Below are 24,724 nucleotides of genomic sequence, written 5' to 3'. Positions count from 1 at the left end.
CGATACGACCACGGCCGCGTTGCCTGCAACGCGGTGGTGACAATCATAGAAAAAACGATCCGATAGCCAAGACTATTTGAAAAGTTTTCGTTTGAAGTTAGGGAGACGACATGCAGAACTTATCGAAACCGGAACTGATTTCCGTGCTCGATTTTATTTTTGATACGCAAAAAACCAGGGACTCGGCGGCGCTGTACGAAAGCCTGAAAAGGCTGGCCTACGAGACCTTGCGCTGCGAAGAGCTGGTGATCGGCACCTGCTCCGAATCGGCATTGCCCGGGAAATGCCATTTGCAGCCACCCGAGGATCCGGCGCTGGTGTCCGAGGAGCGCGATGGCGCCAGGGCCGATGCCGAACGCAAGCTCAGTTGTCGATCCTCCTGTACGGGCTCATCGAACACCAGCGACGCCAACGGAGCCACCCCCAGCGACATCACCAGGACCGACGACGGCATCATGGTCTGCAATTATTCCACCAAGAATTCCACCAGGACGCCCGCCCTGTGCGCCGCATTCGTGCGCAAGGACCAGTCGTCGGAAGACCAGGAATTGCTCGACGGGCTCACGCCCTACCTGTCCGCCGCCATCGGCCGCCTGTCCGCCAACGCCGTCGTGGCAAAAGCCCAGGGCAAGCAAAGCGAGCCCATCGTGCTGACCACGCGCGAAAAGGAAATCCTGCAATGGGTCGCGGTCGGCAAGAGCTGCGGCGAGACGGGCTCCATCCTCGGCGTCACCGAACGCACCGTCAAATTCCATCTGCAAAACGTGTACCGCAAACTGGCCGTGGTCAACCGCGCCCAGGCCGTCACGGTCGCGCACCAGTACGCCCTGCTGTAATTCCTCCGGGCCGCCGTCCGGCGGCCTGCGCTGTTTCCTCCCAGCTCGCCTGTTGCGCCTTCCGGCGCAGGCGCCGGCGCGCGCCCCCCATTGCACGCCTCCTGTCCTGTCCGCCGCCCCTGCCTGTACGCACGGTCAGCTAGTTTCGTGCTTTTCCGGATGGTCTAATGCCTGCTCAACGTAGGGCAGCCCGAGAACGGTCTGGCCCCGATTGAAGACCTCAACCATCTAGGAGAAACACCATGAATCTCAACAACAACGTTACCGGAATGACCCAGCTCGACAAAGGCGTCGACATCACTGTCGCAGGCGACGTGATCACGGTTGAGAAGATGCAGGCCATGGCGAATATGTGCGCGCCAGGCGGTAGCGGCTGCCCATCGGATTGCTGCAGCGACGACTTCAAGTCGCGCCTGGAAGCGGTTGTCGTCGACGGCGTCGACGGCAACGTCACCATGCACCTGCGCGGCGCCATCAACGCCTCCGAAGTGCAGGCGAGCCTGTCGAAATGCGACTGCTACGATCAGAAAGCCTGATCGCTGTCCGCAAAAAAAACGGTAAGAAAATCCATCCAGGGGTGATCGAATGAACGTAGAGACGCTAGATTCAAAAACCAAAACCGTGGGCGCCGTGTATGCAGATGCGGCGGCCCGCCCTGCCGGTCTGTGCTGCCCGCAATCCTATCAATCGGAGTTCACCAGGCACATTCCGAAGCAGGCGTTCGATCACAACTACGGCTGTGGCAGCCCCTTGCTCAAGGCTGGCGCGCAAGCCGGCGAGACGGTCGTCGACCTCGGCTCCGGCGTCGGTATCGACTGCTTCGTCGCCGCGCGCCTGGTCGGCCCGACCGGCAAAGTCATCGGTGTCGACATGACCGACGCCATGCTCGAGCGTGCACACGAATTCAACCAGGAAGTGGCAGCCGAACTCGGCTACAACGTCGTCGAATTCCGCAAGGGCGTCATCGAACAGCTCCCGGTCGAGGACAACAGTGTCGACCTGGTCATTTCGAACTGCGTGCTCAACCTGTCGCTGCACCAGGACGTCGTGATGAAGGAAATCCACCGCATCCTGCGCCCGGGCGGACGCCTCGTCATCTCCGACATCGTCGTCGACCGCGAAGTGGCCGAAGCCGACCGCGCCAACGAGCAGCTGTGGGCGGAGTGCTATACGGGCGCCATCCCCGTGAATAAACTCGTCAGCACCTACGAAAGCCTGGGCTTCCTCGGCCTGACGCAGCTCGACGAATCGACCTGGGAAAAGGTCGCCGGCTACCACTTCGGCTCGATCACGCTGCGCGCCTATAAACTGCCGAGCAGCAAGGTCTCCGGTTGCGTCTATGGCGGCCATGCCGCGATCTACCTCGGCCCCTACGCCAGCGTGAAGGACGAAGAGGACCACGACTTCGTGCGCTTCACCCCGACCGAGGTGTGCGATGCCACGGCCGCGCGCCTGCGCATGGCGCCGTACAGCGACAACTTCATGGTGCTCGACCTGCCGGCGCTGGCGAAAGCGGCTCCGCTGTCGGCCTGCGGCTGCGCACCGGGCGTCGTCTGCCCACCAGCGGCAACCACGGCCACGGCGGCACCGGCGGCGAGCACGGGCGGCTGCTGCGACAACCAGTCGTCCTGCTGCGCCTGAACAAAAAAAAGCACACCGTACGACCAGCACGTCACGCGCCTGCAGGGCAGGCGTGTGGGGCTGCACGCCCCTACCTATCAAACCTGGAGAGCAAACATGGCGGCAAACTTACTGCGGGACGTGAACGTCCAAGCCGATTTCTTCGATGTCGATGCCGTGCGCCTCGACTTTCCTGTCCTGCAGCGGCACATGGAGCCGAAAGGGACCTTCGCCTATCTCGACAACGCGGCCTCGGGACAGATGCCGCGCCAGGTGAGCGACCGCATCCACCGCTATCACACCAACGAACACGCCAACGTGCACCGCAGCGTGCACACGCTCGGCGCCGAGGCGACCGAAGCCTACGAAGGCGCGCGCAAGAAAGTCGCCGCCTTCGTCAATGCCGCCAGCCACACCGAAATCCTGTTCACGCGCGGCACCACCGATTCGATCAACCTGGCGATGCAAAGCTACGGCCGCCCGAACCTGCAGGAAGGCGACGAGATCATCGTCACCACGCTCGAGCACCACTCGAACATCGTGCCCTGGCAAATGCTGTGCAAGGAAAAGAAGTGCGTGCTGCGCGTCGTTCCCCTGAACGACGACGGCGAAGTGATGGTCGATGAATACATGAAGCTGCTCAACGCGCGCACCCGGCTGGTGGCGATGTCGCACGTGTCGAATGCACTCGGTTCGGTCAATCCGGTCAGGCTGATGGTGGCCGAAGCGAAGAAGCGCGGCATCGTCACCCTGGTCGACGGCGCCCAGGCCATCCCGCACATGGCGGTGGACGTGCGCGACCTCGATTGCGATTTCTACGCCTTCTCCGGCCACAAGCTGTTCGGCCCGACCGGCATCGGCATCCTGTATGCGCGCAGCGCCATCCAGGAACGCATGGGCCCCTACCTGGGCGGCGGCGACATGATCCTGCGCGTCACGTTCGAGGAGACCATCTATAACGTCGCACCGTACAAATTCGAAGCCGGCACGCCGCCCATCGTCGCGGCGATCGGCCTCGGCGCCGCGGTGGACTACCTGTCGGCCATCGGCATGGACCGGATCGCGGCCTACGAGTCGGCACTGCTGGCCTATGCCGACGAACGGATGCGCACCGTGCCGGGCGTGCGCATCATCGGCACCGCCGCACAGAAGGCGGGCGTGCTGTCGTTCATGCTCGACGACATCCATCCGCACGACGTCGGCAGCCTGCTCAATTCGTATGGGGTCGCGATCCGCGCCGGCCACCACTGCGCCCAGCCGGTAATGGAGCGTTTCGGCGTGCCCGCCACGGCACGCGCCTCGTTCGCGTTCTATAACACGCGCGACGAAATCGATGCCCTGGTCGACGGCGTGAAACACGTCAAGCGCATCTTCGCCGCACCCTGACCGACCCACGAAAGAGCGCGATGACGAATGCCCAAATCCTGTACCAGGACGAGATCCTCAAGTACGGCCGCCAGCCGAACAACCGGGGCGTGCTGGCCGACGCGAACCTGCAGCTGCAAGGCGACAGCCCGATCTGCGGCGACCATCTGCGGCTGTACCTGCGGGTCGACGCCGGGCGCGTCCAGGCCGTGTCGTTCTCGAGCTCGGCCTGCTGCGCGCTGTGCATGGCGTCGGCCTCGATGATGACGGACGCGATCAGGGCCTGTCGATCGCCGGGCGCGCGCCTTGCGCGAACAGTTCCCGGCGATGGTGGCCGGCGACGTGGACGCGGGCGAGCGCCTGCAGACGCCGCAGCTGGCGGGCTTGCGCGTCTTCGAACGGATACGCGATGTGCCTTCGCGCACCGAATGCGTCAGCCTTTCCTGGAACACGCTCGGCACGCTGCTGTCGACGGCGCACATCGCCAGGTCGAACATTGCGGAGCTTGCCGAATAGGCGGCCCGCTTCACACAAAAAAGACGGAGAAAACCAGATGCCTTCCCTCGTACACGCCATGGCGCAGCAGGCGCGCCGCCCGAACGGATTGTTCGGCCGGCTCTTCGGCCTCTCGATGAGCCGCATCAACCGCGAAGCGAACGCATGGACGCTGTCGCAGCTGGGGCTTGCACCCTATGACGACGTCCTCGAGATCGGCTACGGTCCCGGCCAGGCCATCGAATTGCTGACCGAGCAAATCACCTCCGGAAAAATCCGCGGCATCGATTTTTCCGACACCATGCTGGCGCAAGCCTCGTCGCGCAACCGCGAGGCCATCGCGCGCGGACAGGTCGAACTGAGCGTCGGCGACGCGGCCAGGCTGCCGTATCCGGACGCCAGCTTCAACAAGGTGTTCTGCGTGAACGTCATCTATTTCTGGCAGAACCCGCGCGAGCCCCTGCGCGAAATCCTGCGCGTGCTGCGTCCCGGCGGCCAGCTGGCCGTCTACATGGGCGATGCCGAGGAAATGGCCGGCGTCAGGATCACGCAGACGGGCGTGTTCCGGCTGTATCCGGCACGCGAACTGATGGCCATGCTCGACGAAGTCGGCTTCGCAAGCGCGACGCACGCCACCTCGCCGATCTCCCGGGCCCGCTGTCGCGTGGCGTCTGCGTGCTGGCGACGAAATAAACCGCTCGCCCGCCGAACCGGCGCGGCCGCGAGGCCGCGCTAGAAGGAGTAACGCAGTTCGCTGAACACGCTCCTGTTTTTCTTCATGACGCCAAACAGGCTGCCCTCATTCCCCCCATACCAGACCGCACCGGCCGTGATCCGGGTGCGGTCGCTCAGCGCGTAGGTGGCCATCGGGTGCACATAGGTGCTGTTGTCGCCAAAATAATGCTGCACGAAGACTTCGGCGCTGAGGGTCTGGTTCATCCACTGGTTGGCAACGCGGAAGGTCATGCCCTGGGTGCGGCGGCGCGACTGGACGAAGATCAGGCCGTTCAGCCCCGTCAGTTCCGCCCCCATGGCGTCAACGCAGCCGCAGGCGCCGGCGCGCCCTGGTGCGGGATCGGTCCAGCGTCCGAAGAGCTGGACATTGACATTCAGGTCGCTGAAAAAGGTGCGGTCCATCCCGGCCACCAGGTAGCGGTAGGGCCGCAAGCCGGTCGCTGTCGCCTCCCCGCGCACGGGGCGGACGGCGGCCGCTTCGATGCGCATGCCGAATTTGCCGAAGTTGCGGGCCAGGTCGGCGCCGACCATGTCGATGGTGGGGTAGCGCAGGAACACCGTGTGCGTGCCGGCGCGCGTTTCGGCCCGTTCCGCCTGCGCCAGCAAACTGGCGCCGTGGTAGGCGCTGACGGAAAAATCGATGTCGTCGCGGGTGACGGCGACGCGCACGCCGACCTGGCGCTTCTTTGCACCGTCGGCATCGAAGCGGTACTGCTGCGCCCCGCGCGAGGCGAAAGGCAGCGTGGACGGCTTGAAGCGGGTGCCAAAAAACAGGGTGGCCGCGACCGTATCGGTGACGTAATAGGTGCCGCGCGCGCCCCACACGCCGCTGCGCTCGTCCTCGTCGAAGGGCAGCAGGGTCGTGTAGTTGCGCGGGGTGACGATATCGGTGGGATTCAAGGCATCGGTCTTGCCCCAGGCGAGGATCTGCTTGCCGATGCGGAAATCGGCGGCCGTGGTGCGCCAGTCGAGGTAAGCGTAGGGAAAGTCGACTTGGGAGCGGGTGCCGGGCGCGAGGATGGCGCTGGCGCGCAGCTGCAGCGCCGCGCGCAGGCTGGAGGACAGGTCGTAGGAAGCCTTGGTCTCGAAGGTCGACAGCACGAAGTGGCGTTCGTCGCTCAGGACCTTGTCTGAACGCGTGTAGTTCAGGCGGGCGGCGCTGGCGAACTTGATTGCCGCGGGTCCCGCCAGTTCGCCCTCGAGCGGCGCGGGTTCGGCCCCCGGCTCCGTGGCGCCGGCCGCCGCTGCGACCAGCGCCTGGGCCAGCAGCAGCGGCCAGCCGCGCTCATTCGCGTTCAAGGTTCCTCAACGTAAACGTGCTTTCCGGGATAGCGATATCGGCCTTGGCGGCATTCGCAACGAAGGTCGACGTGTGTCTGGTCTGGTGGTTGACCATCTGGCGCATCGTCGCCGCCCAGCGCCCGCCATCCTTGCCCATCTGCGTGATGCCCTTGACGACCTGGGTTTTCAGCAGGGCGCCGGCGAGGTCGTAGTAGTCGATTTTGACCTCGTGGAAGTTCGACTTGGCGATCCATTGCACCTTCTTGCCGTAGTCGTAATCGCGCTTGACCTTGTCGTCCACCGGCACCGACTCGATGACATAGCAGTCGATGCCGTCGATGATCTCAGAGCCCACCAGCCGGTTCTGGTAGAGCGTGACTTTCGGCGTCAGGATGTCGCCGTAGGCAAAATCGCTGCCCAGAAAACTGTCCTTCTTGTTGTTCGCCACCAGGCGCCGGCTCTTATGCAGGGCTGGCAGGAAGATCCACTGCTCGTCCTCGCCGTCCATGTGCTCGTGCTTGAGGAAGCCCACGCCCTTGACGTCGGCCGGCGCGACGATGCGCACCATCAGGCGCGAATCGATGCCGTTCGGCTGCAGGGCGGAGATGGCATGCAGCTTGCGCTCGCGCTTGACGCCGCCCTCGTCCGTCAGCGTCAGGGTGACGTGCTTTTCCAGCGCCTTGACCTTGGAGGCATAAAAATTGTTCTGCATGATTTCGTCGACGCCAGGCGCCGCGCCCGCGTGGGCCGATTGCAGGGCCGTGGCCAGCACCAGGCCGCCGAGATGGGCCCAGCGGTGCGACCAGCTGAAATGGGTAGTCGTTTTCATGCACGTTCCTCCAGTCGGATCGCGGCGCCGGCGGCGGCGCGCGCATTGTGTTGGCCATAGATGAAACGCGGTTTGAAGACCATCGTCAGCGCGCGCAGGAAAATCACCGCCACGAAGCCGCTGACGATCATCGTCGCGATCACCATCACCGCCAGGCGGGTGTAGAAGGCGAAGCCCGAGGTCAGCAGGAAGGAGTAACCGGCAGCGATCGACAGGGCGACGTAGATCACCGCCTTGCCCGAGGTGACCAGGGAACGGTAGGTCGCCTGGTAACTGTCGTGGGTGCGGCCCAGTTCTTCCTTGAAGCGGAACAGCAGGTACAGCTCGTAGTCGGCGCCGATGCCGATCGCCATTGCCGCGGTGGTCATGGTGCCCATGTCGAGCGGGATGCCGAGCCAGCCCATGACGCCGAAGTTGGCGAACACGACGATGGTGAGGGGCAGGGTGACGAACAGGCCGCCGACCAGGGAGCGCAGCGCCAGCGAGGACAGGATGAAGACGACGGCCACCATCTGCCACACGCTGCGCCACTTGTCCTGGGTCAGCGCGTTGTTGCCGGCCACGGTCTGCGCCAGGCTGCCGCCCATGCGCACGGTCACCCCGGCGGGGAACTTGTCCTTGATGAGCGCCTGTGCGCGGTCGTGCAGCGCCGTGGCGTAGGAGGTGCTGTCGGTCTTGACGAAGACCCACATGGCGGCGCGCTTGTAGTCGCCGTCGATATAGCTGCTGAAATCCTTGGGGCCGCCCGAGAGCGAATACATGAACAGGTACTGGGCGACCAGCGCCTTGTCGTCGGGGATGCTGAAATAGGCCGGATCGTCGCCGTGCATCGCCTGGTTCAGGCGCTTGACGATGTCGACGATCGACATCGCCTTGCCGACATGCGGCTGGACCGTCACGAACTTCTGCAGCTCGTCCATGGCTTTTAAGACCTTCGGATCCTTGATGGCGTCGGGCTGCAGGCCTTCGACCAGGAAGAACACGGTATTGGTACCGCCGAACATGCCGTTCAGGGCAGCGTCGTCGGTGCGCACCAGGCTGTCCGGACGGCTGAAATTCTTCAGGCTGTTGTCGACATTGATGAAGGTGACACCTGCGCCCAGCAGGGCCACCACCGCCACGCCGGCGGCGAGGATCCAGCCGGCGCGGCCGCCCGCCAGGCCGTGGGACAGGGCGCCGAGCATGCGGTCGAGCAGGCCGGTTTTCTGTTCGGCGGCCGTTTCCTTGACCTTCGGCGCCGGCAGGCTGGCGCGCAGCGCCGGGATCAGGGTCATTTCGAGGATCAGGGTGGCCAGCACGCCGGAGCCGGCGAAGAAGCCGAAGTGTGCCGAGGACGACACTTCCGAGTGGGTCAGCGTGTAGAAGGTGATGATGGCGATGACGCTGGCGGTGCCGACGATCGGTCCGACGTGGCCCATGCAGTCGACCACGGCGCGCTGCGACAGCCATTTGCGGTCCGAGTGCGGCTCGAGGGTGCGCAGGCGCTGGAAATCCTCGTAGTAGCGTTTCAGGATCTGCACGGAGTGGCCGGCGGCCACCGCCATGATGAGGATCGGCGTGGTCGTGTTCAAGCCATCCATGTGCACGCCCATCAGGCCCATGAAGCCGAGCGCCCATATCACACTCAGCAAGGCCGTCACGATCGGCAGCAGCATGCCCTGGAAGCTGCGGAAGGAGTAGTACTGGATCAGCATGATGATCAACAGTGCCACGCCGAAGAACATCGGCATCTGCATCATGTTGTGCTCGAACGAGCCGAAGTCGACCGGCAGGCCGGCGGCGTAGACGGCGATGTCGGCGTTGCGTTCGCGGTCCATGATGGCGCGGATCTTGGCCATCAGGGGCTCGTAGCTGGGCTTCGAATAATCGAGCTTGAAGTCGGCGATGACGGCGGCGGCGCGGTGGTCGGGCGACACCAGCGAATTGGTGTAGATCGCGTTGCGCTCGACGCGTTCGCGCAGCGTGTTCATTTCTGCCTCGGTAGACGGCACCTGCGCCATCATCGGCTGCACTTCCAGGCCGTCGGCGCTGCCCTTGATGTCCTTGACCTTGTTGGCTGCCAGGCTGATGACGTTGTGGCGTATCGCTTCCGGCATGTTCTCGATCTCATGCTGGATGCGGGCGATGCGGGCCAGGACCTCGGGCTGGTAGATGTCGCCGTTTTTCGGGGCGATCCCGATCATGACGATTTCGCGGCCGCCGAACATCTTTTCCAGGGTCTTGGTGGTTTTCACGAACGGATGCGACTGCGGCACCCAGGTATCCTGGTCCATGTCGACCTGCAGGTTCATCAGGCGCGAGCCGAGAAAGCCCGTCACGAGGAGGATGGCGAAGATGACCCAGCGCCGTTTTTGCACGATGAAGCGCGCGTATTTTTCGAAGAATGTATTCATGGCTCGTGTTCCGGGTGGATGGTTCGGTAAGGCGGGTCAGGCGAAAGCGAGATAGGAGCGTGTCAGTTCGCTCTTGGGCGAATCGAACACTTCCCGCGCGGTGCCGTATTCGAGCAGGCGGCCGGAATTGCCCTCGCTCCAGAACAGGGCCACGTAGTCGGCCACGCGCCGCGCCTGCGCCATGTTGTGGGTCACCAGGATGATGGTGATGGTGGCCGAGAGGCTGCGGATGAGTTCCTCGATCTTCCTGGTCGAGAGCGGGTCGAGCGCGCTGCAGGGCTCGTCCATCAAGAGGACGCTGGGCTGCAGGATCAGCGCGCGCGCCAGGCACAGGCGCTGCTGCTGGCCGCCCGACAGCGTCAGGGCCGGCTTGTGCAGCTTGTCCTTGACTTCGTCCCACAGGCCGACGTCCATCAAGGCACGCTCGATCTTCGCCGCCAGCTCGGCCTTGTCCTTCACCCCGTGCTGCATCAGCGGGAACTCGAGGTTGCGCCAGATCGAAAACGGAAACGGGTTCGGCTTCTGGAACAGCATGCCGATCTGGCGCCGCAGCGCGTGGTCGGGCGCCGCGGCGCCCTGGAAGAAATCGAAGCTGATGCAGCCGGAGACTTCGCAGTTCGGCACCATGTCGTTCAGGCGGTTCAGGCAGTACAGGAAGCTGGACTTGCCGCAGCCCGAGGGCCCGACGATGGCCGTGACCTTGTTGGCGCGGATGCGCAGCGACACGTCCTTCATCGCCACGTGGGAGCCGTAGCGGATGCCGACCTTGTCGACCACGATGCAGCAGTCGTCGCCCTCGCACGCGCTCGGCACGTTCTCGGTGCAGCAGTCTTCGCCGCCCTCGCATGCCGTCTGCACGTTCTGGCAGGCGGCCAGGCAGGCGGCCGCCAATTCTTCGCTTTGCTCGATCTTGCTCATGGTTGCGCCCGTTTCAGGATGAGATGAATTTTTTCTGGATGCGGTTCGACAAGGCGTGCATGCACAGGCTGGCCACGCCCAGCAGCATGATCAGCACCAGCGCCGAGCCATAGGCGGCGCCGTCGCCGCCGGAGACGTTCGTCGCCAGCTCGTAGATGTGCAGGGAAATGCTGCGTCCGGAATTGAAGACCGAGGTCGGCATCCGGTCGGAGTAGCCGCTGGTGAAGAGCAGCACGGCCGTCTCCGCCAGCGCGCGTCAGGCCGAGCACGATGCCGGCGGTGACGGCGGGCAGCGCCAGCGGCAGGCTCACGTACAGCAGGATGGCCATGCGCGACACGCCCAGCGCCGAGCCGGCGAAACGGTACTGGGTGCCGAGCGCGTCGAAGGCGCTGTACATGGTGCGCGTCAGCGTCGGCAGGATCATGCAGGCGAGCGTCAGGCCGCCGGCCACGATGGAGTAGCCCAGCCCCAGCTGGCGGCACAGCAGCGTCAGGCCGAACAGGCCGAACACCACCGAGGGCACGCCGGCCAGCACGTCGAGGCTGCCGCGGATCAGGGAAGCGAGCAGCCCGTCGGCCGGCACGTATTCCGACAGCAGGACAGCGGTACCGAAAGCGACCGGCACCGCCGCCGCCAGGCTCACGCCCGTGATCAGCGCCGTCGACACCAGCACCGAGGCGATGCCGCCGCTGCGACCGGCGTCGCGCGGGTTCTCGGTGATGAATTCCCAGCTCAGCACCGGCAGGCCGTGGATGACGATGTCGATGACGGGCATCAGCATGGCCGCCGCCACGGCCGCGACGACCAGCCAGAGGGCGGCGCGCGGCAGGATCTGCCAGGGGCGCATGTCAGCGGTGCTAGCGGTGCTTGCGGTGTGCATACAGTTCACTCATCAGGACGAGCGTGGTCACGACAAGGAGGACGATCAGGCCCGAGACGTAGAGCGCCGCGCGGTGGTCGTCCTGGGCATAGGGCATTTCCAGGGCAATGTTGGCCGTCAGCGTGCGCACCGGATCGAAGACGGACGAGGGCATCTGCACGATGTTCCCGCACAGGACCAGCACCACCATGGTTTCGCCGATGGCCCTGGCCGCGCCGAGAATGACGGCGGCGACGATGCCGCTGCGCGCATGCGGCAGCACCACGTGGCGGATCAAGGCCGAGCGGCGCACCCCGAGCGCGGCGCCGGCGACAAAATAATGGCTGGGCACGGCGGCGATCGCCGAATGGCAGAGGATGGCGATGGTCGGAAAAATCATCAGCGCCAGCACCAGGCTGCCGGCCAGCACGCTCGTGCCCGGGCCGTCGATGGCAGCCACCAGCGGCACGATTGTCACCAGTCCCCAGAACGCATAGATGATGGTGGGGACCGAGGCGCTGAGGTCGACCAGCAGGCGCAATGCCCGGCGCAGCCGCTCGCCGCAATAAAAGGCGAGGCAGACGGCAAAGACGATGGCCAGCGGCGCGGCGATCAGCGTGGCGCTGAGCGTCAGCAGCAGGCTGGCGCCGATCATCGGCACCAGGTTGTACTGCCCGCTGCCCGGCCACCAGCCTTCGTCGAACAGGAAACGCGCGAAGCCGATCTTCTGCACCAGCGGATAACTCTCCTTGACGAGGAACACGCCGATGAGGACGATCAGCAGCGAGGCGACCAGGGCGCAGCAGCACACCACGGCCAGGAGCACGCTGTCGACGCGGCGCCCGCTGCCCTCGGCAGGCTGGCTGGGGGCGCCGCGCAACAGCGCATGGCCCGGCACCAGGGCTTTCATCACTTGCTGTTCGCCACGACCGGTGCAGTGGCCACCGGGATGAAGAACTGCGCCAGGATTTCCTTCTTCGCCGCCGGCGTCGACATGTAGGCGAGCAGGGCGGATTCATCCTTGCTGAGCGGCTTGCGGTACACCAGGTTCAAATCGCGTGCGATCGGGTAGGCGCCCGACGCCACACTCTGCGTCGACGGCACCAGGTTGCCCAGCGCAAGCATCTTGATCGGCGTGCCGTGGCTGGCCTCGTACTCGGCCGAACCGATGGAGACATAGCCGATGGCGCCCTTGTTGGTCGACACGGTGCGGATCTCCTGCTGGTTGTCGCCGATGATGATCTGCGCCTTGATGTCGCGCGGCGTGACGCCGAAGTAGTGGGTGAACACTTCCAGCGTCGAGCGTCCTTCGGCCTTGCTGATGACAGTGATCGGCGCGTCGGCGCCGCCCACTTCCTTCCAGTTTTTCACCTTGCCGGTATAGATGGCAATGATCTGTTCGCGCGTCAGCGCTTTTACCGGATTGGACTTGTGCACGACCATGGCGACGCCGTCACGGGCAATCAACAGCGCTTCCAGGTCCTTCTTTTCGTCCTCGTGCAGCGCACGCGAGACCATGCCGATGCGCGCGCTACCCTGGCGCACGTCGGCAATCCCACGCGAGGTGCCGCCCGACTGCACCTCGACGCGCACCTGCGGGTTGGCTTTCTCGAAATGCTTGCCGACTTCGGACATCAGCGGCGCAATGGTCGACGCGCCGGTGGCCGTGATCACGGTTTGCGCCAGCGCCGGACCGGCAAGCGCCGCACCCGCCACCAGCAGCGCGGACAAGGTCAGATTCAGGAAGGGTTTCATATGGCCTCTTATTGGGTGACGACGCTGCGTTCGAATTCCTGGTGGCAGATGCAGTCTTCGCCACAACCCTGTTCGGCATCCGGCACCGTGGTGCAGAACACTTCCCAGCGGTTGCCGTCCGGGTCGGCCACCCACATCTTGGTCTGCACCGCGTAGCAGCACTCGGCACCGTCCTCGGTCAGGATCTTGAAGCCGGCTTTCAGCAGGCGTGCATAGGTGTCCTTCACCACGCGCGTGCTTTTCACCTGGATGCCCAGGTGGCCTTGCGTGCGGGTGTCGAGCGGGTTTTCGTTGACGGAGAAATTCAGCGGCGGATCCTGCACGTCGAACTTGGCATAGCCTTCGCGGATCTTGACTGGATCGATGCCGAAGAAATGGCGGTAGAAGTTGACGGAGTCGAACAGGTCGGCCACGTTGATGCTGATATGGATGCGCTCGTCGCCAGGGAAATTGGCGGGTTTCAGCTGGAAGGGCTCGGCTTCGGCCGGGGCTGCGGTGTTCGTGTTCTGGTCCATGGCGGCTCTCGTAATGGGTTGGGCGATGCGGGATCGGATGCGGCTGGAATGCGCGACGGGGGCGTTTTAATCGCGGTTCGATTTCCAGTTGCAGCCGCCGGTTTCCTTGTCGTAGCAGATGCAGGAAAGGCCGCAGCCTTCGACCGCTTCGCTGTTGGTGACGACAAAGACTTCCCAGTGGTTACCGTCGGGGTCGACCACCCAGACCTTGTCCTGCACCGAATAGCAGCACGACACCTGCGTCTCGCGGGTATTGACCGTCATGCCGGCGGCCGTCATGCGGTTGATCACGGCCTGCACGGCCTCGGTGCTCTTGACCTCGATACCGAAGTGGCCGTCGCGGTCGATGGCGTCGGCGTGCTCATTGAGGGTGAAGTTCACGGGCGGGACGGTCGGCTCGAACTTGGCGTAGTCCTCGCGCAGCTTGCTCGGGTTGCGGTTGAACAGGATGCGATAGAACCAGAGCGATTTCTTGAGGTTCCTGACGTTCAGGCTGATGTGGATGCGGCGCTCGTTCGGGAAGTCGACCGCGCTCACTTCGTCGGTACCGTCGTCAAGGATCACGGCGCCGCCGCAGCCGGCGGCCTGGCTTGGAGCCGGGGCGCAGCATGCCGCAGCGCTTGGGGCAGCCGCGCTCGGTGCGCAGCAGGATGCCGCGGCCGCCTGTCCCGGACGAGGCGGGCAGCAGGACGAACCGGTGTTTGCAATAGGGTCGACTTCAGACATGTTCACTCTCCGCGTTAGGTGAAATACCTTTTACTGTGTGCAAAAGCGTATTCGTGGCCGAGTATAGGGAGGGGCTATGCGGGCGCCTACTGTCCGATTGGTCAGTGCCTGTACGAAGGGGAAGGGAGGTGTTGCCGGGCTTAATGGGGTGTTGCTTTGGGGTAGTGGTACGCCGCTGCGCGAGCGCTGGCTGTGCCTGGGGCGAGGCGCTACGCAAGGGACTGATGGCAGGGATCGGCCTCGCAAAAATAAAAAGCCCGGACAGGCTGTCCGGGCTTTTTTTCGTTACGGCAGAATTGGCTGCCGCGACAACAAGGGGCTTATTCCACCGTCACCGACTTCGCCAGGTTACGCGGCTTGTCGACGTCCGTACCGCGTGCCAGCGCCGTGTGATAGGCCAGCAGCTGCAGCGCGCACACGTGCAGGATTGGGGAGAGTTCGCCATAGTGCTCCGGCAGGCGGATCACGTGCAGGCCGTCGCCGGAGACGATACGCGAATCGACGTCGGCAAACACGTACAGCTGGCCGCCGCGCGCGCGCACTTCCTGCATGTTCGATTTCAGCTTTTCCAGCAGCGCGTCGTTCGGGGCGATCGTCACCACCGGCATTTCTTCGGTCACCAGCGCCAGCGGGCCGTGTTTCAGTTCGCCGGCAGGATAGGCCTCGGCGTGGATGTACGAGATTTCCTTCAGTTTCAGCGCGCCTTCCAGGGCGATCGGGTAGTGCATGCCGCGGCCGAGGAAGAGGGCGTTTTCCTTGCGAGCGAACTCCTCGGCCCAGGCGATGATCTGGGGCTCCAGTGCCAGCACCGCCGAGATGGCGACCGGCAGGTGGCGCATCTGTTTCAGGTGTTCGGCTTCTTCCTCGTCCGTCAGGCGGCCGTTCACTTGCGCCAGCGTCAGGGTCAGCAGGAACAGGGCGGCCAGCTGGGTGGTGAACGCCTTGGTCGAGGCGACGCCGACTTCGACACCGGCGCGGGTGATGTAGGCCAGTTCGCATTCGCGCACCATGGCGCTGGTCGAGACGTTGCAGATCGTCAGCGTGTGCGGCATGCCGAGGCTGCGTGCGTGCTTCAGCGCAGCCAGGGTGTCGGCGGTTTCGCCCGATTGCGAAATGGTGACGACCAGGGTGTTCGGGTGCGGCACGCTGTCGCGATAACGGTATTCGCTGGCGATCTCGACATTGACCGGCACCTTGGCGATGCACTCGATCCAGTATTTCGCAGTCAGGCCGGCATAGTAGCTGGTGCCGCAGGCCAGGATCAGCACGCGGTCGATCTGCTTGAAGACCTTATAAGCGTTGTCGCCGAACAGTTCCGGCATGATGCCGGTGACACCTTCCAGCGTGTCGCCGATGACGCGTGGCTGTTCAAAAATTTCCTTCTGCATGTAGTGGCGGTACGGGCCAAGCTCGGCGGCGCCGGTGTGGGCGTGCACGGTTTTGACTTCGCGCTCGACCGGTTTGCCGTCGACGTCGACGATCCAGTAGCGCGACAGTTGCAGGTCGACGACGTCGCCTTCTTCCAGGTAGATGATCTGGTTGGTGGTGCCGGCCAGCGCCATCGCGTCCGACGCAACGAAATTCTCGCCTTCGCCGACGCCGACGATCAGCGGCGAGCCCTGGCGTGCGGCGACGACGCGGTGCGGTTCCTCGCGCGAGAACACGGCAATCGCGTAGGCGCCGTGCAGGCGCTTCACGGCTTGCTGGACGGTGTCGAACAGGTCGCCGTTGTACATGTGGTCGACCAGGTGGGCGATGACTTCGGTATCGGTCTGGCTCGTGAAGACATAGCCGAGTTCGGTCAATTCGCGGCGCAGCTCGTCGTGGTTTTCGATGATGCCGTTATGCACCAGCGCGATGCGCGCCGCTTCTTCGTTTGGCGAGAAGTGCGGGTGGGCATTGTGCGAAGCCGGGGCGCCGTGGGTGGCCCAGCGGGTATGGGCAATGCCCGTGAAACCTTGCAGGCCGGTACCGGCGATTTGCGTTTCGAGGTCGGCCACGCGCGAGGTGCTGCGCGAGCGGGCCAGGCGTCCTTCGACGTGCAGCGCCACGCCGCAGGAATCGTAACCGCGGTATTCGAGGCGTTTCAGGCCCTCGATCAGGATGGGGGTGATATTACGCTGCGCAACTGCTCCGACGATACCGCACATGGACGAACCTCATTTAAAAAATTAGCAACGGGGCATATCGTATGGCAACGGTGATGAAATATGCGTACAGAGTGTGGCCAATTTTGTTATAAAATTTCATCGGTGAATGGTGATGAAATGATATTTCATAGATAAGCGGATTTCTTTCTCAGGATTTCAATATGGCGCTACCCGAATTGGATGACCTCGATCGTCGCATCCTGAATACGCTGCAAGCTGATGCATCGCAGACGAATGCCGAGTTGGCGGAACTGGTACACGTGTCGCCGCCAACTTGCCTGCGTCGGGTCAAGAGCTTGACCGAACGCGGTGTTATCGAGCGGCAAGTTGTGATCGTCGCGCCGGAGAAGGTAGGGGCGCGCCTGACGGCCATCGTCGAGATCACGCTCGATGTGCAGGCGGCCGAGCGGATGGCGCAGTTCGAAGCGCTGGTGGCAAGTGAAGAAGCCGTGCTGCAGTGCTATCGGGTGGCGCCCGGGCCGGATTTCGTGCTTGTGGTACAGGTGGTCGATATGCCGGCTTATCACGCGCTGGCGCACCGGTTGTTTGCCACCCATGCGAATGTGCGCAATGTGAAGGCGTATTTTTCTACGTTCCGGAGCAAGTTCGAGACGCGGATTGCGGTTTGAACCGGACGTCATGGCTGATTTGACGCTGCACCGCGTGGACTCGGGAGTCCACCCTACGGTCTGAATCGGTGGGCACGGGGCGCCCACCCTACAGTACTGCTCGATGGATTTGCCTGTGGATAACTCAGTGGATGACTTGTGGAATCACAGCGGATATCCCCGGTAAAACCCTGCATAAGCCGGTGGATATCCCTGTGATTTGCCTGTGATTTCGCTGTCAATATCCAGTGTACAGGCGGTGGATTACTTGTTCGTTTTCACAGGACGGGTCCAGCCTTCGAGCGTCATCTGCTTCGGGCGCGAGATGGTCAGCTTGCCGGCCGGCGCGTCCTTCGTCAGCGTGGTGCCGGCGCCGAGCGTGGCACCTTTACCCACGGTGACGGGCGCCACCAGCTGGCTGTCGCTGCCGATGAAGGCGTCGTCTTCGATCACGGTGCGGAATTTGTTGGCGCCATCGTAGTTACAGGTGATGGTGCCGGCGCCGATGTTCACGCGCGAGCCCACCGTGGCATCGCCGACATAGGCCAGGTGGTTCGCCTTGCTGTGCGCGGCGATTTGGCTGTTTTTCACCTCGACGAAGTTGCCGATGTGGACATCTTCACCGAGTTCGGTGCCCGGACGCAGGCGCGCATACGGGCCGATCTGCGATGCCGGGCCAACAATCGCTTCTTCCAGGTGGCAGAACGGCTTGATGTTCGCACCGGCAGCGACCTTCACATCCACCAGGACGCAGTGCGCGCCGATGCGCACGCCGTCGGCCAGTTCCACGCGGCCCTCGAACACGCAGCCGACGTCGATCACGACATCGCGCCCGCAAATCAGTTCGCCGCGCACATCGATGCGCGCCGGGTCCATCAGGGTCACGCCTTTTTCCAGCAGGGCGTTCGCAATGTTCAGTTGGTGGCGGCGTTCCAGTTCCGCCAGCTGCACCTTGCTGTTCACGCCCGCCACTTCCCATTCGGCCGACGGCGAGGCCGAGGTCACCTCGACGCCGTCCGCCACGGCTTGGGCCACGATGTCGGTCAGGTAATACTCGCCCTGCGCATTGTTGTTCGACAGCGCCGCCAGCCAGCGTTTGAGGTGCGCGGTCGGGATGCACATGATGCCGCTGTTGATTTCGCGGATCGCGCGCTCGGCTTCGCTCGCATCCTTTTCCTCGACGATGCGCACGATGCGCCCGCCTTCGCGGATGATGCGGCCCAGGCCAAAGGGATTGGCCTGCTCGACCGTGAGAATGCCCAGCTTGTCGTTACCCGCAGCCTCGACCAGGCGGCGCAGCGAATCGACACTCGTGAGCGGGACGTCGCCATACAGCACCAGGGTCGGCACGCTCTCGTCCAGTTGCGGCACGGCCTGCATCACGGCGTGGCCGGTGCCCAGTTGCGGCTGCTGCAGCGCGGTGTCGATCGGCGCTTCGCCATCACGCGCCAGCGTGGCCACCATCTCAGGCACCGCTGCGCCCCCGTGTCCGTAAATCACGCATAATTTACTCGGCCGCAGCGCACGCGCGGTATCGATCACATGCTGCAGGAGCGGCTTCCCAGCCAGCGGATGCAACACTTTAGGCAGCGCGGACTGCATGCGCTTTCCCATGCCGGCGGCAAGGATGACTACGTTCATAGGCCGAATTCAAGAAGAGTTAATAAGATGAAAAAGTTTAGCATGCATGACCCCTTGTTCCAGCGCACGCGTGCGCTGTTCGTCGTCGCGCTATTGGCACTGTTGACCGCCTGCAGCACCATCCGTTTCAGCTACAACCATGGCGACACCCTACTGTACTGGTGGCTGGACGCCTATGTGGACTTCGAAGGCGACCAAGGCGATTGGGTCAAACGCGACATCGGCGAACTGTTCCAATGGCACCGCAAAACCCAGCTCGACGATTACGCTGCCCTGCTCGGCACTTTCCAGCGCCAGCTTGCCGGCCAGCCAACCCAGGCCGACCTGCTCGCCGATTACCGGGAGATCCGCCGCCATACCGAAACCCTGGCCTTTCGCGCCGTCCCCGACATGGTCGACCTGGCGCGCTCGCTCACGCCCGACCAGATCGACCAGATGGAAGAACGTTTCAACAAGAAGAACGAGGAATACCGCCGCAAGTTCGTCAGCGGCAGCAATGAAAAACGCAATGAGGCGCGCTTCGACAAGTCGATGGACCAGTTCAAGCTGTGGTTCGGCGGCTTTTCCAACGAACAGGAGAAAGCGCTGCGCCGCGCCTCCGATGCCCGTCCGCTCGACAGCCAGATCTGGCTGGAAGAACGCATCTACCGCCAGCGCCGCATCCTCACCCTGGCGCGCAAGATCGCCCGCGACAAGCCGAACAAGGAACAGACGACAGTGATGATCAACAGCCTGCTGCACGAGTTCCTCGCCCGCATGGAAGCGCCCGAGCGCAAGGCCTTCTATGACAGCTATATCAACGCCACCACCAATTTCATCCTGACGGCAATCCGCCTGGCAACCCCGGCGCAAAAGGCGCACGCCCAGCAGCGCATGCAGGGCTGGATCAACGATTTCAATGCGCTGGCCAAGGAAGCGAAATAAGGCAGCAGCGTGGCGGTGCTATAGTGCCGGCCATGCATAGAAAGCCAACCAAACCCCAGGGCCAGCACGGCCGTCCGCGGCTGGCGCCGCAGCAGGTACGCATCATCGGCGGACAATGGAAACGCCGCCTGCTGCCGGTGCTCGACGCCCTCGGCCTGCGCCCCACGCCCGACCGCGTACGCGAAACCGTCTTCAACTGGATCCACCACCAGGTCGGCGGCGACTGGGAAACGGTCGATTGCCTTGACCTGTTCGCCGGCAGCGGCGCCCTCGGCTTCGAGGCGGCCAGCCGCGGCGCCCGTTCCGTCACCATGCTCGACTTCCACGGCCCGGCCGTGCGCCAGCTCGAACTCAACAAGGAAACCCTGAAGGCGGACAATGTCCACCCGCTGCGCGGCGACGCCTTTGCCGTCGCGCGCGACCTGGCGCTGCGCGGGCAGCGTTTCGATGTCATCTTCCTCGATCCGCCCTATGGCCAGGATTTCGTCGCCAAGGCGCTGCCGCTGTGCGTTGACCTGTTGAAGACGGACGGCATGGTGTATGTCGAGGCCGAACATGCCCTGCCGACGGGCGAAGAAACGCCTGAGTGGCTCGCGCCCTGGGAACAGATCCGCGCCGACAAGGCAGGGATGGTCTACTACCATTTACTGAAATTGCACGAAAACACGAGCAGCTAACAAACCGCCCATGGCTGCGTTGCATCGTCTCGCCGTACAGTCGTACTGTCTTCGACGATGCGTCTTGCCCTGAACAGTTTGTTAGCTGCTCTAAGGCATAAACCCCGCATCCTTGCCCAATTCGCGGGCAAAACTGGTTCAATGCCGGGGCGACTGCCGGAATTTCAGGCATAATGCGCCTTTCAATATCGGTGTTTCTCCAGGGAGCCGCAATGGTTGTAGCCGTTTATCCAGGTACTTTTGACCCGCTCACCCGCGGCCACGAGGATTTGGTGCGCCGTGCATCGGGCCTGTTCGACACGCTCGTGGTCGGCGTTGCCGACAGCAAGAACAAGAAGCCGTTCTTTTCGCTCGAGGATCGCCTGGAAATCGCCAACGAAGTACTCGGCCATTATCCGAACGTGAAGGTGGAAAGCTTTTCCGGCCTGCTGAAGGATTTCGTGCGCCAGCACGACGCCCGCGTGATCGTACGCGGCCTGCGCGCCGTGTCCGACTTCGAATACGAGTTCCAGATGGCCGGCATGAACCGCTATCTGCTGCCCGACGTCGAAACGCTGTTCCTGACCCCGTCCGACCAGTACCAGTTCATCTCCGGCACCATCGTGCGCGAGATTGCCATGCTCGGCGGCGACGTGTCGAAATTCGTCTTCCCTTCGGTCGACCGTTGGCTGCAAAAGAAAATCGCCGCCATGGCGCCGCCGACAGCCTGATCCCGGGCATTCATTTACCGCACAAGCATCATGGCCTTACTCATTACCGACGAATGCATCAATTGCGACGTGTGCGAGCCCGAGTGCCCGAACGACGCCATTTCGATGGGTACGGAGATCTACGAGATCGATCCGCACAAATGCACCGAATGCGTCGGCCACTTCGATGAACCGCAGTGCGCCTCGCTGTGCCCGGTCGCCTGCATTCCCTTCAATCCAGCCTGGCGCGAAACGCGCGAAGAATTGCTGGCGAAATACGAACGCCTGACGGCCGCCAAGAACGCCGCCTGATTCTTCGCGGTGCCCCTCGCACTGCCCGGCAAGGCGTTTTTTCCGACCGTGCTATCCTGCGCCGATGGCCCAAAACGACGACGACGCGCGCTCGCGCCTGCCGCAATCGGTAACCCGGAACATTGGCACCATTGCCGACCATTACGCACGCCACGAAGAAGAGGTGCCGCGCGCCCAGGCCCTGATTGAAAAGATGAGCCAGGTGTTGGGAACGCCTGCGTATGTCGTGGCCAATCTGGTGTTTATCGTCGCCTGGATCGCCTGGAATCTGGTCGCGCCCGAGCTGGGCTTCGACCAGTTCGACGAACCGCCCTTTTTTTGGCTGCAGGGCATTATCGGCCTGAATGCCTTACTCATCTCCACCACCGTCCTGATTCGCCAGAACCGCATGTCGCTGCTGGCCCAGCACAATGCCCACCTCGATTTGCAGATCAGCCTGCTGGCCGAGGAAAAGACCAGCAAGATCATCGCCATGATCGAAGAGCTGCGCCACGATTCGCCCAACCTGCCCGACAAGCCCGATGCCGAGGCCGAGGAACTGAAGCAATCGGCCGACACTCACACCGTCCTCGAAGCGATCGAACGCGAAAACCACCCTGCACGTCATTGATCGTCCCCGTTGTATTGTGCTCTTGCAGCATTAAAATACCTGTTCAATATTGTTGTACGACAATATTTAGCTGCTATATTGCTACGGTCGCTTTTAGCACGACCATACTTTTTCGGGCGCCTGGCGCCACGGCAGCCCCGCATACCAAAACAGGACAGGAGACAATATGACCGCTTTCAAGCACCCGATCACCCTTGCCAGCGGCGCGGCGCTGGCGCTGACCCTGGCACTGCATGCCCAAGCCGCCGTCGACGTGAATGGCATCAAATTCGAGGACACGAACAAGGTTGCCGGCAAGGACTTGAAACTCAATGGCGCCGGTATGCGCACCAAGATCATCATCAAGGTCTACGCGGCCGGCCTCTATCTGCCCGAGAAAAAGACGGGCCTGGCCGACATCCTGAAAATGGAAGGTCCGCGCCGCGTGACTCTGGTGATGGCACGCGATGTTGGCGCCGACGACATGGGCAAGGCTTTCACGGAAGGGATCAACGCCAACCTGGACAAGGCTGAAAAGGCGAAGATCGTCAGCCAGATCGGCAAGCTCGGCGAAATCTTTGCCGCCGTCGACGAAATCAAGAAGGGCGACGTGCTCCACCTGGACTGGATCCCGGGCACCGGCACCGTCTGCGAGCTGAACGGCAAGCGGATCGGCGAACCGATTTCGGATGTGAATTTCTATAATGCCGTGCTGCGCATCTGGCTGGGCGAGAAGCCGGCCGACCGCTCGCTCAAGCCGGCCTTGCTGGGCGAAGCGCGCTAATCACGCAGCAGGAAAATGCGGGCATAAAAAAACGCGGCGCCGGGAAACCGGGGCCGCGTTTTTCATTCGTGTGCTGGCTTCAAGCGCCGAGCACGCCGTCAGCGGCGCCGCGCGTGCGCGCAGTACGGGGACGCAGCACCAGCAACGACGCGCGGACCAGTCCCGACAACAAGGGGCGGAAAAACAGCAGGAAAGCGGCCAGCAGCGCCAGCAGGCAGGCCAGGCGCAGCAGGTCGGCCAGGGGCAGCAGCGGGAAAGACAATTGGGTGACGGCAGAGACGAACGACATGATGTTTGATTACGGAACGTTGTTTCTAAGAACTATAGTGCAATGCAGCATATAAATCTAATTCCGTTTTCTAATGGCCCTTATATGGATCATGAATGAAATCGAGTACACTGAAACCAGACCGATAAACAGGCAGCGCGCTGCCACCGAGACGATTTTTCCATGAGCTTCCTGACACTGGACCTGAACCTGCTGCGCGTATTCGACGCAGTCATGACCGAACAAAACCTCACGCGCGCGGCCGGCCACCTGGCCATGACCCAGCCGGCGGTATCGAATGCCATCAAACGCCTGCGTGAAAGCCTGGGCGACGAATTGCTGATCCGCACGGCGTATGGCGTGAAGCCCACCCCGCGTGCCGAAGCCCTGTGGCCGGCCGTGCGCCAGGCGCTGGCCTCGCTGGAAGCGGCGGTCATGCCGGAAACCTTCGATGTCTCGAAAGCGCAGGCAACCTTCCGCATGGCCATGGCCGATGCCACCGCCGCCTACTGGCTACCCTCGCTGATGCGCTCGATCGAGAGCGAAGCGCCGGGCGTCAACATCCGCATGGTGCCGCTGACCACGCGCGAGCCGCGGCCGATGCTGTTGCGCGGCGACATTGATCTGGCGGTCGGCTTCTTTCCGGGCGTGGCTGCCCAGCTGTCGTATGAGACCGGTTCGCCGATCCGCCACGAGCGCCTGTACTCGGGCCAGTATGTGTGCGTGATGCGCAAGAACCATCCACTGGCCAACACCAAGCTCGACCTCGACACCTATTGCAAGGCGAACCATTTGTTGGTGAGTTTTTCGGGTCGGGCGCACGGCCTGGTCGACGAGGCGCTGGCGCAGATCGGCCGCGAGCGGCGCATCCTGTTGACCGTGAACCAGTTCTTCACAGCAGGGCGGGTGGTGGCGAACTCGGATTTGATCACGGTGCTGCCGAAGCACCTGATGGTGTCGACGGGCATGACGGAGTCGCTGATCTGGCGCGAACTGCCGTTCGCCTTGCCGGCCGTGCATCTGGACATGCTCTGGCACGAACGCGACGGCCGCAGCCCCGCCCACCGCTGGCTGCGCAACAACCTGGAAACCACCGCCGCCGTGGCGACGGCACCGAAGGCGGAGCGGCAAGCCGCGTAGGGTGGGCCGGTCTCACCGTATGCCATGTACGGCGTGGGCACGGGGCGCCCACCCTACAAGGTCGAGCGTTGGTTGAACGCGTTTACCTGATCGGCAACTTCGTCGTATTCTTGACCTCTTCCATCACCGCATAGGTATGCGTCTCGCGCACGCCTTTCTGTAGCAGCGTCTTGCCGAGGAATTCGCGGTAGGCCGCCATGTCCTTCACCCGCGCCTTGACCAGGTAATCGAAGCCGCCCGCCACCATGTGGCACTCGAGCACTTCCGGGATCAATTGCACGCTCTGCTTGAAGGCGTCGAACACTTCCGGCGTCGTGCGGTCCAGCACCACTTCGATGAAGACCAGCAGCGACACATCCAGCAACTGCGGATTCAACTGGGCCGTATAGCCCATGATGTAGCCGGATTCGTGCAGCTTGCGCACGCGCTCGAGGCAGGCCGCCGGCGACAGGTTGACCCGGGTCGCCAGCTCGACGTTGCTGATGCGTCCATCGTTCTGCAACTCGGCCAGGATCTTCTTCGAAATTTTGTCGAGCATGCCGTCTCTCTTAAGCGTAAATATTATTTGGTCGAATTCTCGCACCAAAAACTATCTATTGCTAGTGCCCGTTAAA

The 24,724-nt window shown here is 63.1% G+C and carries 27 protein-coding genes and 1 pseudogene; 15 read left to right on the top strand and 13 right to left on the bottom strand.

Annotation, left to right across the window (positions count from 1 at the left end; translation table 11 throughout):
- Positions 1–110 precede the first annotated feature (110 nt).
- The 7 genes and pseudogenes from G4G28_RS00210 (at position 111) to G4G28_RS00185 (ending at position 5,052) form a co-directional block, all read left to right on the top strand.
- Positions 111–836, top strand: coding sequence for a helix-turn-helix transcriptional regulator (locus G4G28_RS00210; RefSeq protein WP_182990388.1), 726 nt, complete (start codon positions 111–113; stop codon positions 834–836).
- A 242-nt stretch (positions 837–1,078) separates the two neighbouring features.
- On the top strand, positions 1,079–1,372 hold the full coding sequence (locus G4G28_RS00205) for a hypothetical protein (protein ID WP_182990387.1): 294 nt from the start codon (positions 1,079–1,081) through the stop codon (positions 1,370–1,372).
- 214 nt (positions 1,373–1,586) lie between these two features.
- Positions 1,587–2,477 carry a methyltransferase domain-containing protein gene (locus G4G28_RS00200; protein ID WP_182990386.1) on the top strand — a complete coding sequence of 297 codons (891 nt, stop codon included), beginning with the start codon at positions 1,587–1,589 and terminating at the stop codon, positions 2,475–2,477.
- A 96-nt stretch (positions 2,478–2,573) separates the two neighbouring features.
- A complete protein-coding gene (locus tag G4G28_RS00195; RefSeq protein ID WP_182990385.1) occupies positions 2,574–3,842 on the top strand; it encodes a cysteine desulfurase in 1,269 nt (422 codons plus the stop codon).
- A gap of 20 nt (positions 3,843–3,862) precedes the next feature.
- A pseudogene (locus tag G4G28_RS28745) lies at positions 3,863–4,045 on the top strand (iron-sulfur cluster assembly scaffold protein); the annotation flags it as partial.
- Between the two features lie 82 nt (positions 4,046–4,127).
- On the top strand, positions 4,128–4,337 hold the full coding sequence (locus tag G4G28_RS24905) for a hypothetical protein (RefSeq protein WP_229507815.1): 210 nt from the start codon (positions 4,128–4,130) through the stop codon (positions 4,335–4,337).
- Positions 4,338–4,374: 37 nt separating this feature from the next.
- Entirely contained in the window at positions 4,375–5,052 is a 678-nt protein-coding gene (locus G4G28_RS00185) for a class I SAM-dependent methyltransferase (protein ID WP_183107918.1), read from the top strand.
- Here G4G28_RS00185 and G4G28_RS00180 read toward each other — a convergent pair.
- From G4G28_RS00180 to glmS, 10 genes are all read right to left on the bottom strand, one after another.
- Positions 5,049–6,350 (bottom strand): DUF1302 family protein, encoded by a 1,302-nt coding sequence (locus G4G28_RS00180; protein ID WP_183107917.1) that lies wholly within the window; start codon positions 6,348–6,350, stop codon positions 5,049–5,051. The genes G4G28_RS00185 and G4G28_RS00180 overlap by 4 nt on opposite strands.
- Positions 6,337–7,161, bottom strand: coding sequence for an outer membrane lipoprotein-sorting protein (locus G4G28_RS00175; RefSeq protein ID WP_182990381.1), 825 nt, complete (start codon positions 7,159–7,161; stop codon positions 6,337–6,339). The genes G4G28_RS00180 and G4G28_RS00175 overlap by 14 nt, the downstream gene beginning before the upstream one ends.
- Complete coding sequence (locus G4G28_RS00170; RefSeq protein WP_183107916.1) at positions 7,158–9,554, bottom strand: RND family transporter; 2,397 nt, start codon at positions 9,552–9,554, stop codon at positions 7,158–7,160. Before G4G28_RS00170 ends, G4G28_RS00175 begins: the two co-directional genes overlap by 4 nt.
- 36 nt (positions 9,555–9,590) lie before the next feature.
- Positions 9,591–10,472 (bottom strand): phosphate ABC transporter ATP-binding protein, encoded by an 882-nt coding sequence (locus tag G4G28_RS00165; RefSeq protein ID WP_182990378.1) that lies wholly within the window; start codon positions 10,470–10,472, stop codon positions 9,591–9,593.
- Positions 10,469–11,320: a PstA family ABC transporter permease gene (locus G4G28_RS00160; RefSeq protein WP_183107915.1), complete on the bottom strand. Its 852-nt coding sequence runs from the start codon at positions 11,318–11,320 to the stop codon at positions 10,469–10,471. Before G4G28_RS00160 ends, G4G28_RS00165 begins: the two co-directional genes overlap by 4 nt.
- A gap of 10 nt (positions 11,321–11,330) precedes the next feature.
- Positions 11,331–12,242 carry a phosphate ABC transporter permease subunit PstC gene (gene pstC / locus G4G28_RS00155; protein WP_182990376.1) on the bottom strand — a complete coding sequence of 304 codons (912 nt, stop codon included), beginning with the start codon at positions 12,240–12,242 and terminating at the stop codon, positions 11,331–11,333.
- The gene (locus tag G4G28_RS00150) at positions 12,242–13,087 is read right to left on the bottom strand and encodes a phosphate ABC transporter substrate-binding protein (protein ID WP_182990375.1); all 846 of its coding nucleotides are present in this window, start codon (positions 13,085–13,087) and stop codon (positions 12,242–12,244) included. The genes pstC and G4G28_RS00150 overlap by 1 nt, the downstream gene beginning before the upstream one ends.
- An 8-nt stretch (positions 13,088–13,095) precedes the next feature.
- Positions 13,096–13,602 carry an ArsI/CadI family heavy metal resistance metalloenzyme gene (locus G4G28_RS00145; RefSeq protein WP_182990374.1) on the bottom strand — a complete coding sequence of 169 codons (507 nt, stop codon included), beginning with the start codon at positions 13,600–13,602 and terminating at the stop codon, positions 13,096–13,098.
- A 66-nt stretch (positions 13,603–13,668) separates the two neighbouring features.
- The gene (locus G4G28_RS00140) at positions 13,669–14,328 is read right to left on the bottom strand and encodes an ArsI/CadI family heavy metal resistance metalloenzyme (RefSeq protein WP_182990373.1); all 660 of its coding nucleotides are present in this window, start codon (positions 14,326–14,328) and stop codon (positions 13,669–13,671) included.
- A gap of 320 nt (positions 14,329–14,648) precedes the next feature.
- Positions 14,649–16,478, bottom strand: coding sequence for a glutamine--fructose-6-phosphate transaminase (isomerizing) (gene glmS, locus G4G28_RS00135; RefSeq protein ID WP_182990372.1), 1,830 nt, complete (start codon positions 16,476–16,478; stop codon positions 14,649–14,651).
- Positions 16,479–16,639: 161 nt separating this feature from the next.
- Between glmS and G4G28_RS00130 the strand changes: the two genes are divergently transcribed.
- Positions 16,640–17,107 carry an Lrp/AsnC family transcriptional regulator gene (locus G4G28_RS00130; RefSeq protein WP_182990371.1) on the top strand — a complete coding sequence of 156 codons (468 nt, stop codon included), beginning with the start codon at positions 16,640–16,642 and terminating at the stop codon, positions 17,105–17,107.
- Between the two features lie 243 nt (positions 17,108–17,350).
- Here the strand turns inward: G4G28_RS00130 and glmU are convergent, their stop codons facing one another.
- Positions 17,351–18,727, bottom strand: coding sequence for a bifunctional UDP-N-acetylglucosamine diphosphorylase/glucosamine-1-phosphate N-acetyltransferase GlmU (gene glmU / locus G4G28_RS00125; RefSeq protein ID WP_182990370.1), 1,377 nt, complete (start codon positions 18,725–18,727; stop codon positions 17,351–17,353).
- A 27-nt stretch (positions 18,728–18,754) separates the two neighbouring features.
- Between glmU and G4G28_RS00120 the strand changes: the two genes are divergently transcribed.
- The 6 genes from G4G28_RS00120 to G4G28_RS00095 all read left to right on the top strand — a co-directional run bounded on the left by G4G28_RS00120 (position 18,755) and on the right by G4G28_RS00095 (position 22,702).
- Positions 18,755–19,651 (top strand): DUF6279 family lipoprotein, encoded by an 897-nt coding sequence (locus G4G28_RS00120; protein WP_229425334.1) that lies wholly within the window; start codon positions 18,755–18,757, stop codon positions 19,649–19,651.
- 32 nt (positions 19,652–19,683) lie between these two features.
- The gene (gene rsmD / locus G4G28_RS00115) at positions 19,684–20,328 is read left to right on the top strand and encodes a 16S rRNA (guanine(966)-N(2))-methyltransferase RsmD (protein WP_182990369.1); all 645 of its coding nucleotides are present in this window, start codon (positions 19,684–19,686) and stop codon (positions 20,326–20,328) included.
- Between the two features lie 212 nt (positions 20,329–20,540).
- Entirely contained in the window at positions 20,541–21,038 is a 498-nt protein-coding gene (coaD, locus tag G4G28_RS00110; protein WP_182990368.1) for a pantetheine-phosphate adenylyltransferase, read from the top strand.
- 30 nt (positions 21,039–21,068) lie between these two features.
- Positions 21,069–21,329 (top strand): YfhL family 4Fe-4S dicluster ferredoxin, encoded by a 261-nt coding sequence (locus tag G4G28_RS00105; protein ID WP_182990367.1) that lies wholly within the window; start codon positions 21,069–21,071, stop codon positions 21,327–21,329.
- 64 nt (positions 21,330–21,393) lie between these two features.
- Entirely contained in the window at positions 21,394–21,939 is a 546-nt protein-coding gene (locus tag G4G28_RS00100) for a DUF1003 domain-containing protein (protein WP_182990366.1), read from the top strand.
- A 166-nt stretch (positions 21,940–22,105) separates the two neighbouring features.
- Positions 22,106–22,702: a chalcone isomerase family protein gene (locus tag G4G28_RS00095; RefSeq protein ID WP_182990365.1), complete on the top strand. Its 597-nt coding sequence runs from the start codon at positions 22,106–22,108 to the stop codon at positions 22,700–22,702.
- A 79-nt stretch (positions 22,703–22,781) separates the two neighbouring features.
- Here G4G28_RS00095 and G4G28_RS00090 read toward each other — a convergent pair whose 3' ends face one another.
- Positions 22,782–22,991, bottom strand: a complete 210-nt coding sequence (locus tag G4G28_RS00090; protein WP_182990364.1) for a hypothetical protein — start codon at positions 22,989–22,991, stop codon at positions 22,782–22,784.
- Between the two features lie 162 nt (positions 22,992–23,153).
- Here G4G28_RS00090 and G4G28_RS00085 point away from each other — a divergent pair, with 162 nt between their 5' ends.
- The gene (locus G4G28_RS00085; RefSeq protein ID WP_182990363.1) at positions 23,154–24,110 is read left to right on the top strand and encodes a LysR family transcriptional regulator; all 957 of its coding nucleotides are present in this window, start codon (positions 23,154–23,156) and stop codon (positions 24,108–24,110) included.
- Between the two features lie 82 nt (positions 24,111–24,192).
- On the opposite strand, the gene G4G28_RS00080 is transcribed toward G4G28_RS00085, so the two are convergent.
- Positions 24,193–24,648 (bottom strand): Lrp/AsnC ligand binding domain-containing protein, encoded by a 456-nt coding sequence (locus G4G28_RS00080; RefSeq protein WP_056340766.1) that lies wholly within the window; start codon positions 24,646–24,648, stop codon positions 24,193–24,195.
- Positions 24,649–24,724: the final 76 nt, after the last annotated feature.

This window comes from Massilia sp. Dwa41.01b, from assembly GCF_014171775.1.
In the GTDB taxonomy this organism is placed as follows: domain Bacteria; phylum Pseudomonadota; class Gammaproteobacteria; order Burkholderiales; family Burkholderiaceae_D; genus Telluria.
This window is presented reverse-complemented; position numbering and strand designations above follow the sequence as displayed.

Coding starts and splice junctions, on each gene's coding strand:
- G4G28_RS00210 (WP_182990388.1), top strand. CDS start 111: ATGCAGAACTTATCGAAACCGGAACTGATTTCCGTGCTCGATTTTATT.
- G4G28_RS00205 (WP_182990387.1), top strand. CDS start 1,079: ATGAATCTCAACAACAACGTTACCGGAATGACCCAGCTCGACAAAGGC.
- G4G28_RS00195 (WP_182990385.1), top strand. CDS start 2,574: ATGGCGGCAAACTTACTGCGGGACGTGAACGTCCAAGCCGATTTCTTC.
- G4G28_RS00185 (WP_183107918.1), top strand. CDS start 4,375: ATGCCTTCCCTCGTACACGCCATGGCGCAGCAGGCGCGCCGCCCGAAC.
- G4G28_RS00175 (WP_182990381.1), bottom strand. CDS start 7,161: ATGAAAACGACTACCCATTTCAGCTGGTCGCACCGCTGGGCCCATCTC.
- G4G28_RS00170 (WP_183107916.1), bottom strand. CDS start 9,554: ATGAATACATTCTTCGAAAAATACGCGCGCTTCATCGTGCAAAAACGG.
- G4G28_RS00165 (WP_182990378.1), bottom strand. CDS start 10,472: ATGAGCAAGATCGAGCAAAGCGAAGAATTGGCGGCCGCCTGCCTGGCC.
- G4G28_RS00160 (WP_183107915.1), bottom strand. CDS start 11,320: ATGCGCCCCTGGCAGATCCTGCCGCGCGCCGCCCTCTGGCTGGTCGTC.
- pstC (WP_182990376.1), bottom strand. CDS start 12,242: ATGAAAGCCCTGGTGCCGGGCCATGCGCTGTTGCGCGGCGCCCCCAGC.
- G4G28_RS00150 (WP_182990375.1), bottom strand. CDS start 13,087: ATGAAACCCTTCCTGAATCTGACCTTGTCCGCGCTGCTGGTGGCGGGT.
- G4G28_RS00145 (WP_182990374.1), bottom strand. CDS start 13,602: ATGGACCAGAACACGAACACCGCAGCCCCGGCCGAAGCCGAGCCCTTC.
- G4G28_RS00140 (WP_182990373.1), bottom strand. CDS start 14,328: ATGTCTGAAGTCGACCCTATTGCAAACACCGGTTCGTCCTGCTGCCCG.
- glmS (WP_182990372.1), bottom strand. CDS start 16,478: ATGTGCGGTATCGTCGGAGCAGTTGCGCAGCGTAATATCACCCCCATC.
- G4G28_RS00130 (WP_182990371.1), top strand. CDS start 16,640: ATGGCGCTACCCGAATTGGATGACCTCGATCGTCGCATCCTGAATACG.
- glmU (WP_182990370.1), bottom strand. CDS start 18,727: ATGAACGTAGTCATCCTTGCCGCCGGCATGGGAAAGCGCATGCAGTCC.
- G4G28_RS00120 (WP_229425334.1), top strand. CDS start 18,755: ATGAAAAAGTTTAGCATGCATGACCCCTTGTTCCAGCGCACGCGTGCG.
- rsmD (WP_182990369.1), top strand. CDS start 19,684: ATGCATAGAAAGCCAACCAAACCCCAGGGCCAGCACGGCCGTCCGCGG.
- coaD (WP_182990368.1), top strand. CDS start 20,541: ATGGTTGTAGCCGTTTATCCAGGTACTTTTGACCCGCTCACCCGCGGC.
- G4G28_RS00105 (WP_182990367.1), top strand. CDS start 21,069: ATGGCCTTACTCATTACCGACGAATGCATCAATTGCGACGTGTGCGAG.
- G4G28_RS00100 (WP_182990366.1), top strand. CDS start 21,394: ATGGCCCAAAACGACGACGACGCGCGCTCGCGCCTGCCGCAATCGGTA.
- G4G28_RS00095 (WP_182990365.1), top strand. CDS start 22,106: ATGACCGCTTTCAAGCACCCGATCACCCTTGCCAGCGGCGCGGCGCTG.
- G4G28_RS00090 (WP_182990364.1), bottom strand. CDS start 22,991: ATGTCGTTCGTCTCTGCCGTCACCCAATTGTCTTTCCCGCTGCTGCCC.
- G4G28_RS00085 (WP_182990363.1), top strand. CDS start 23,154: ATGAGCTTCCTGACACTGGACCTGAACCTGCTGCGCGTATTCGACGCA.
- G4G28_RS00080 (WP_056340766.1), bottom strand. CDS start 24,648: ATGCTCGACAAAATTTCGAAGAAGATCCTGGCCGAGTTGCAGAACGAT.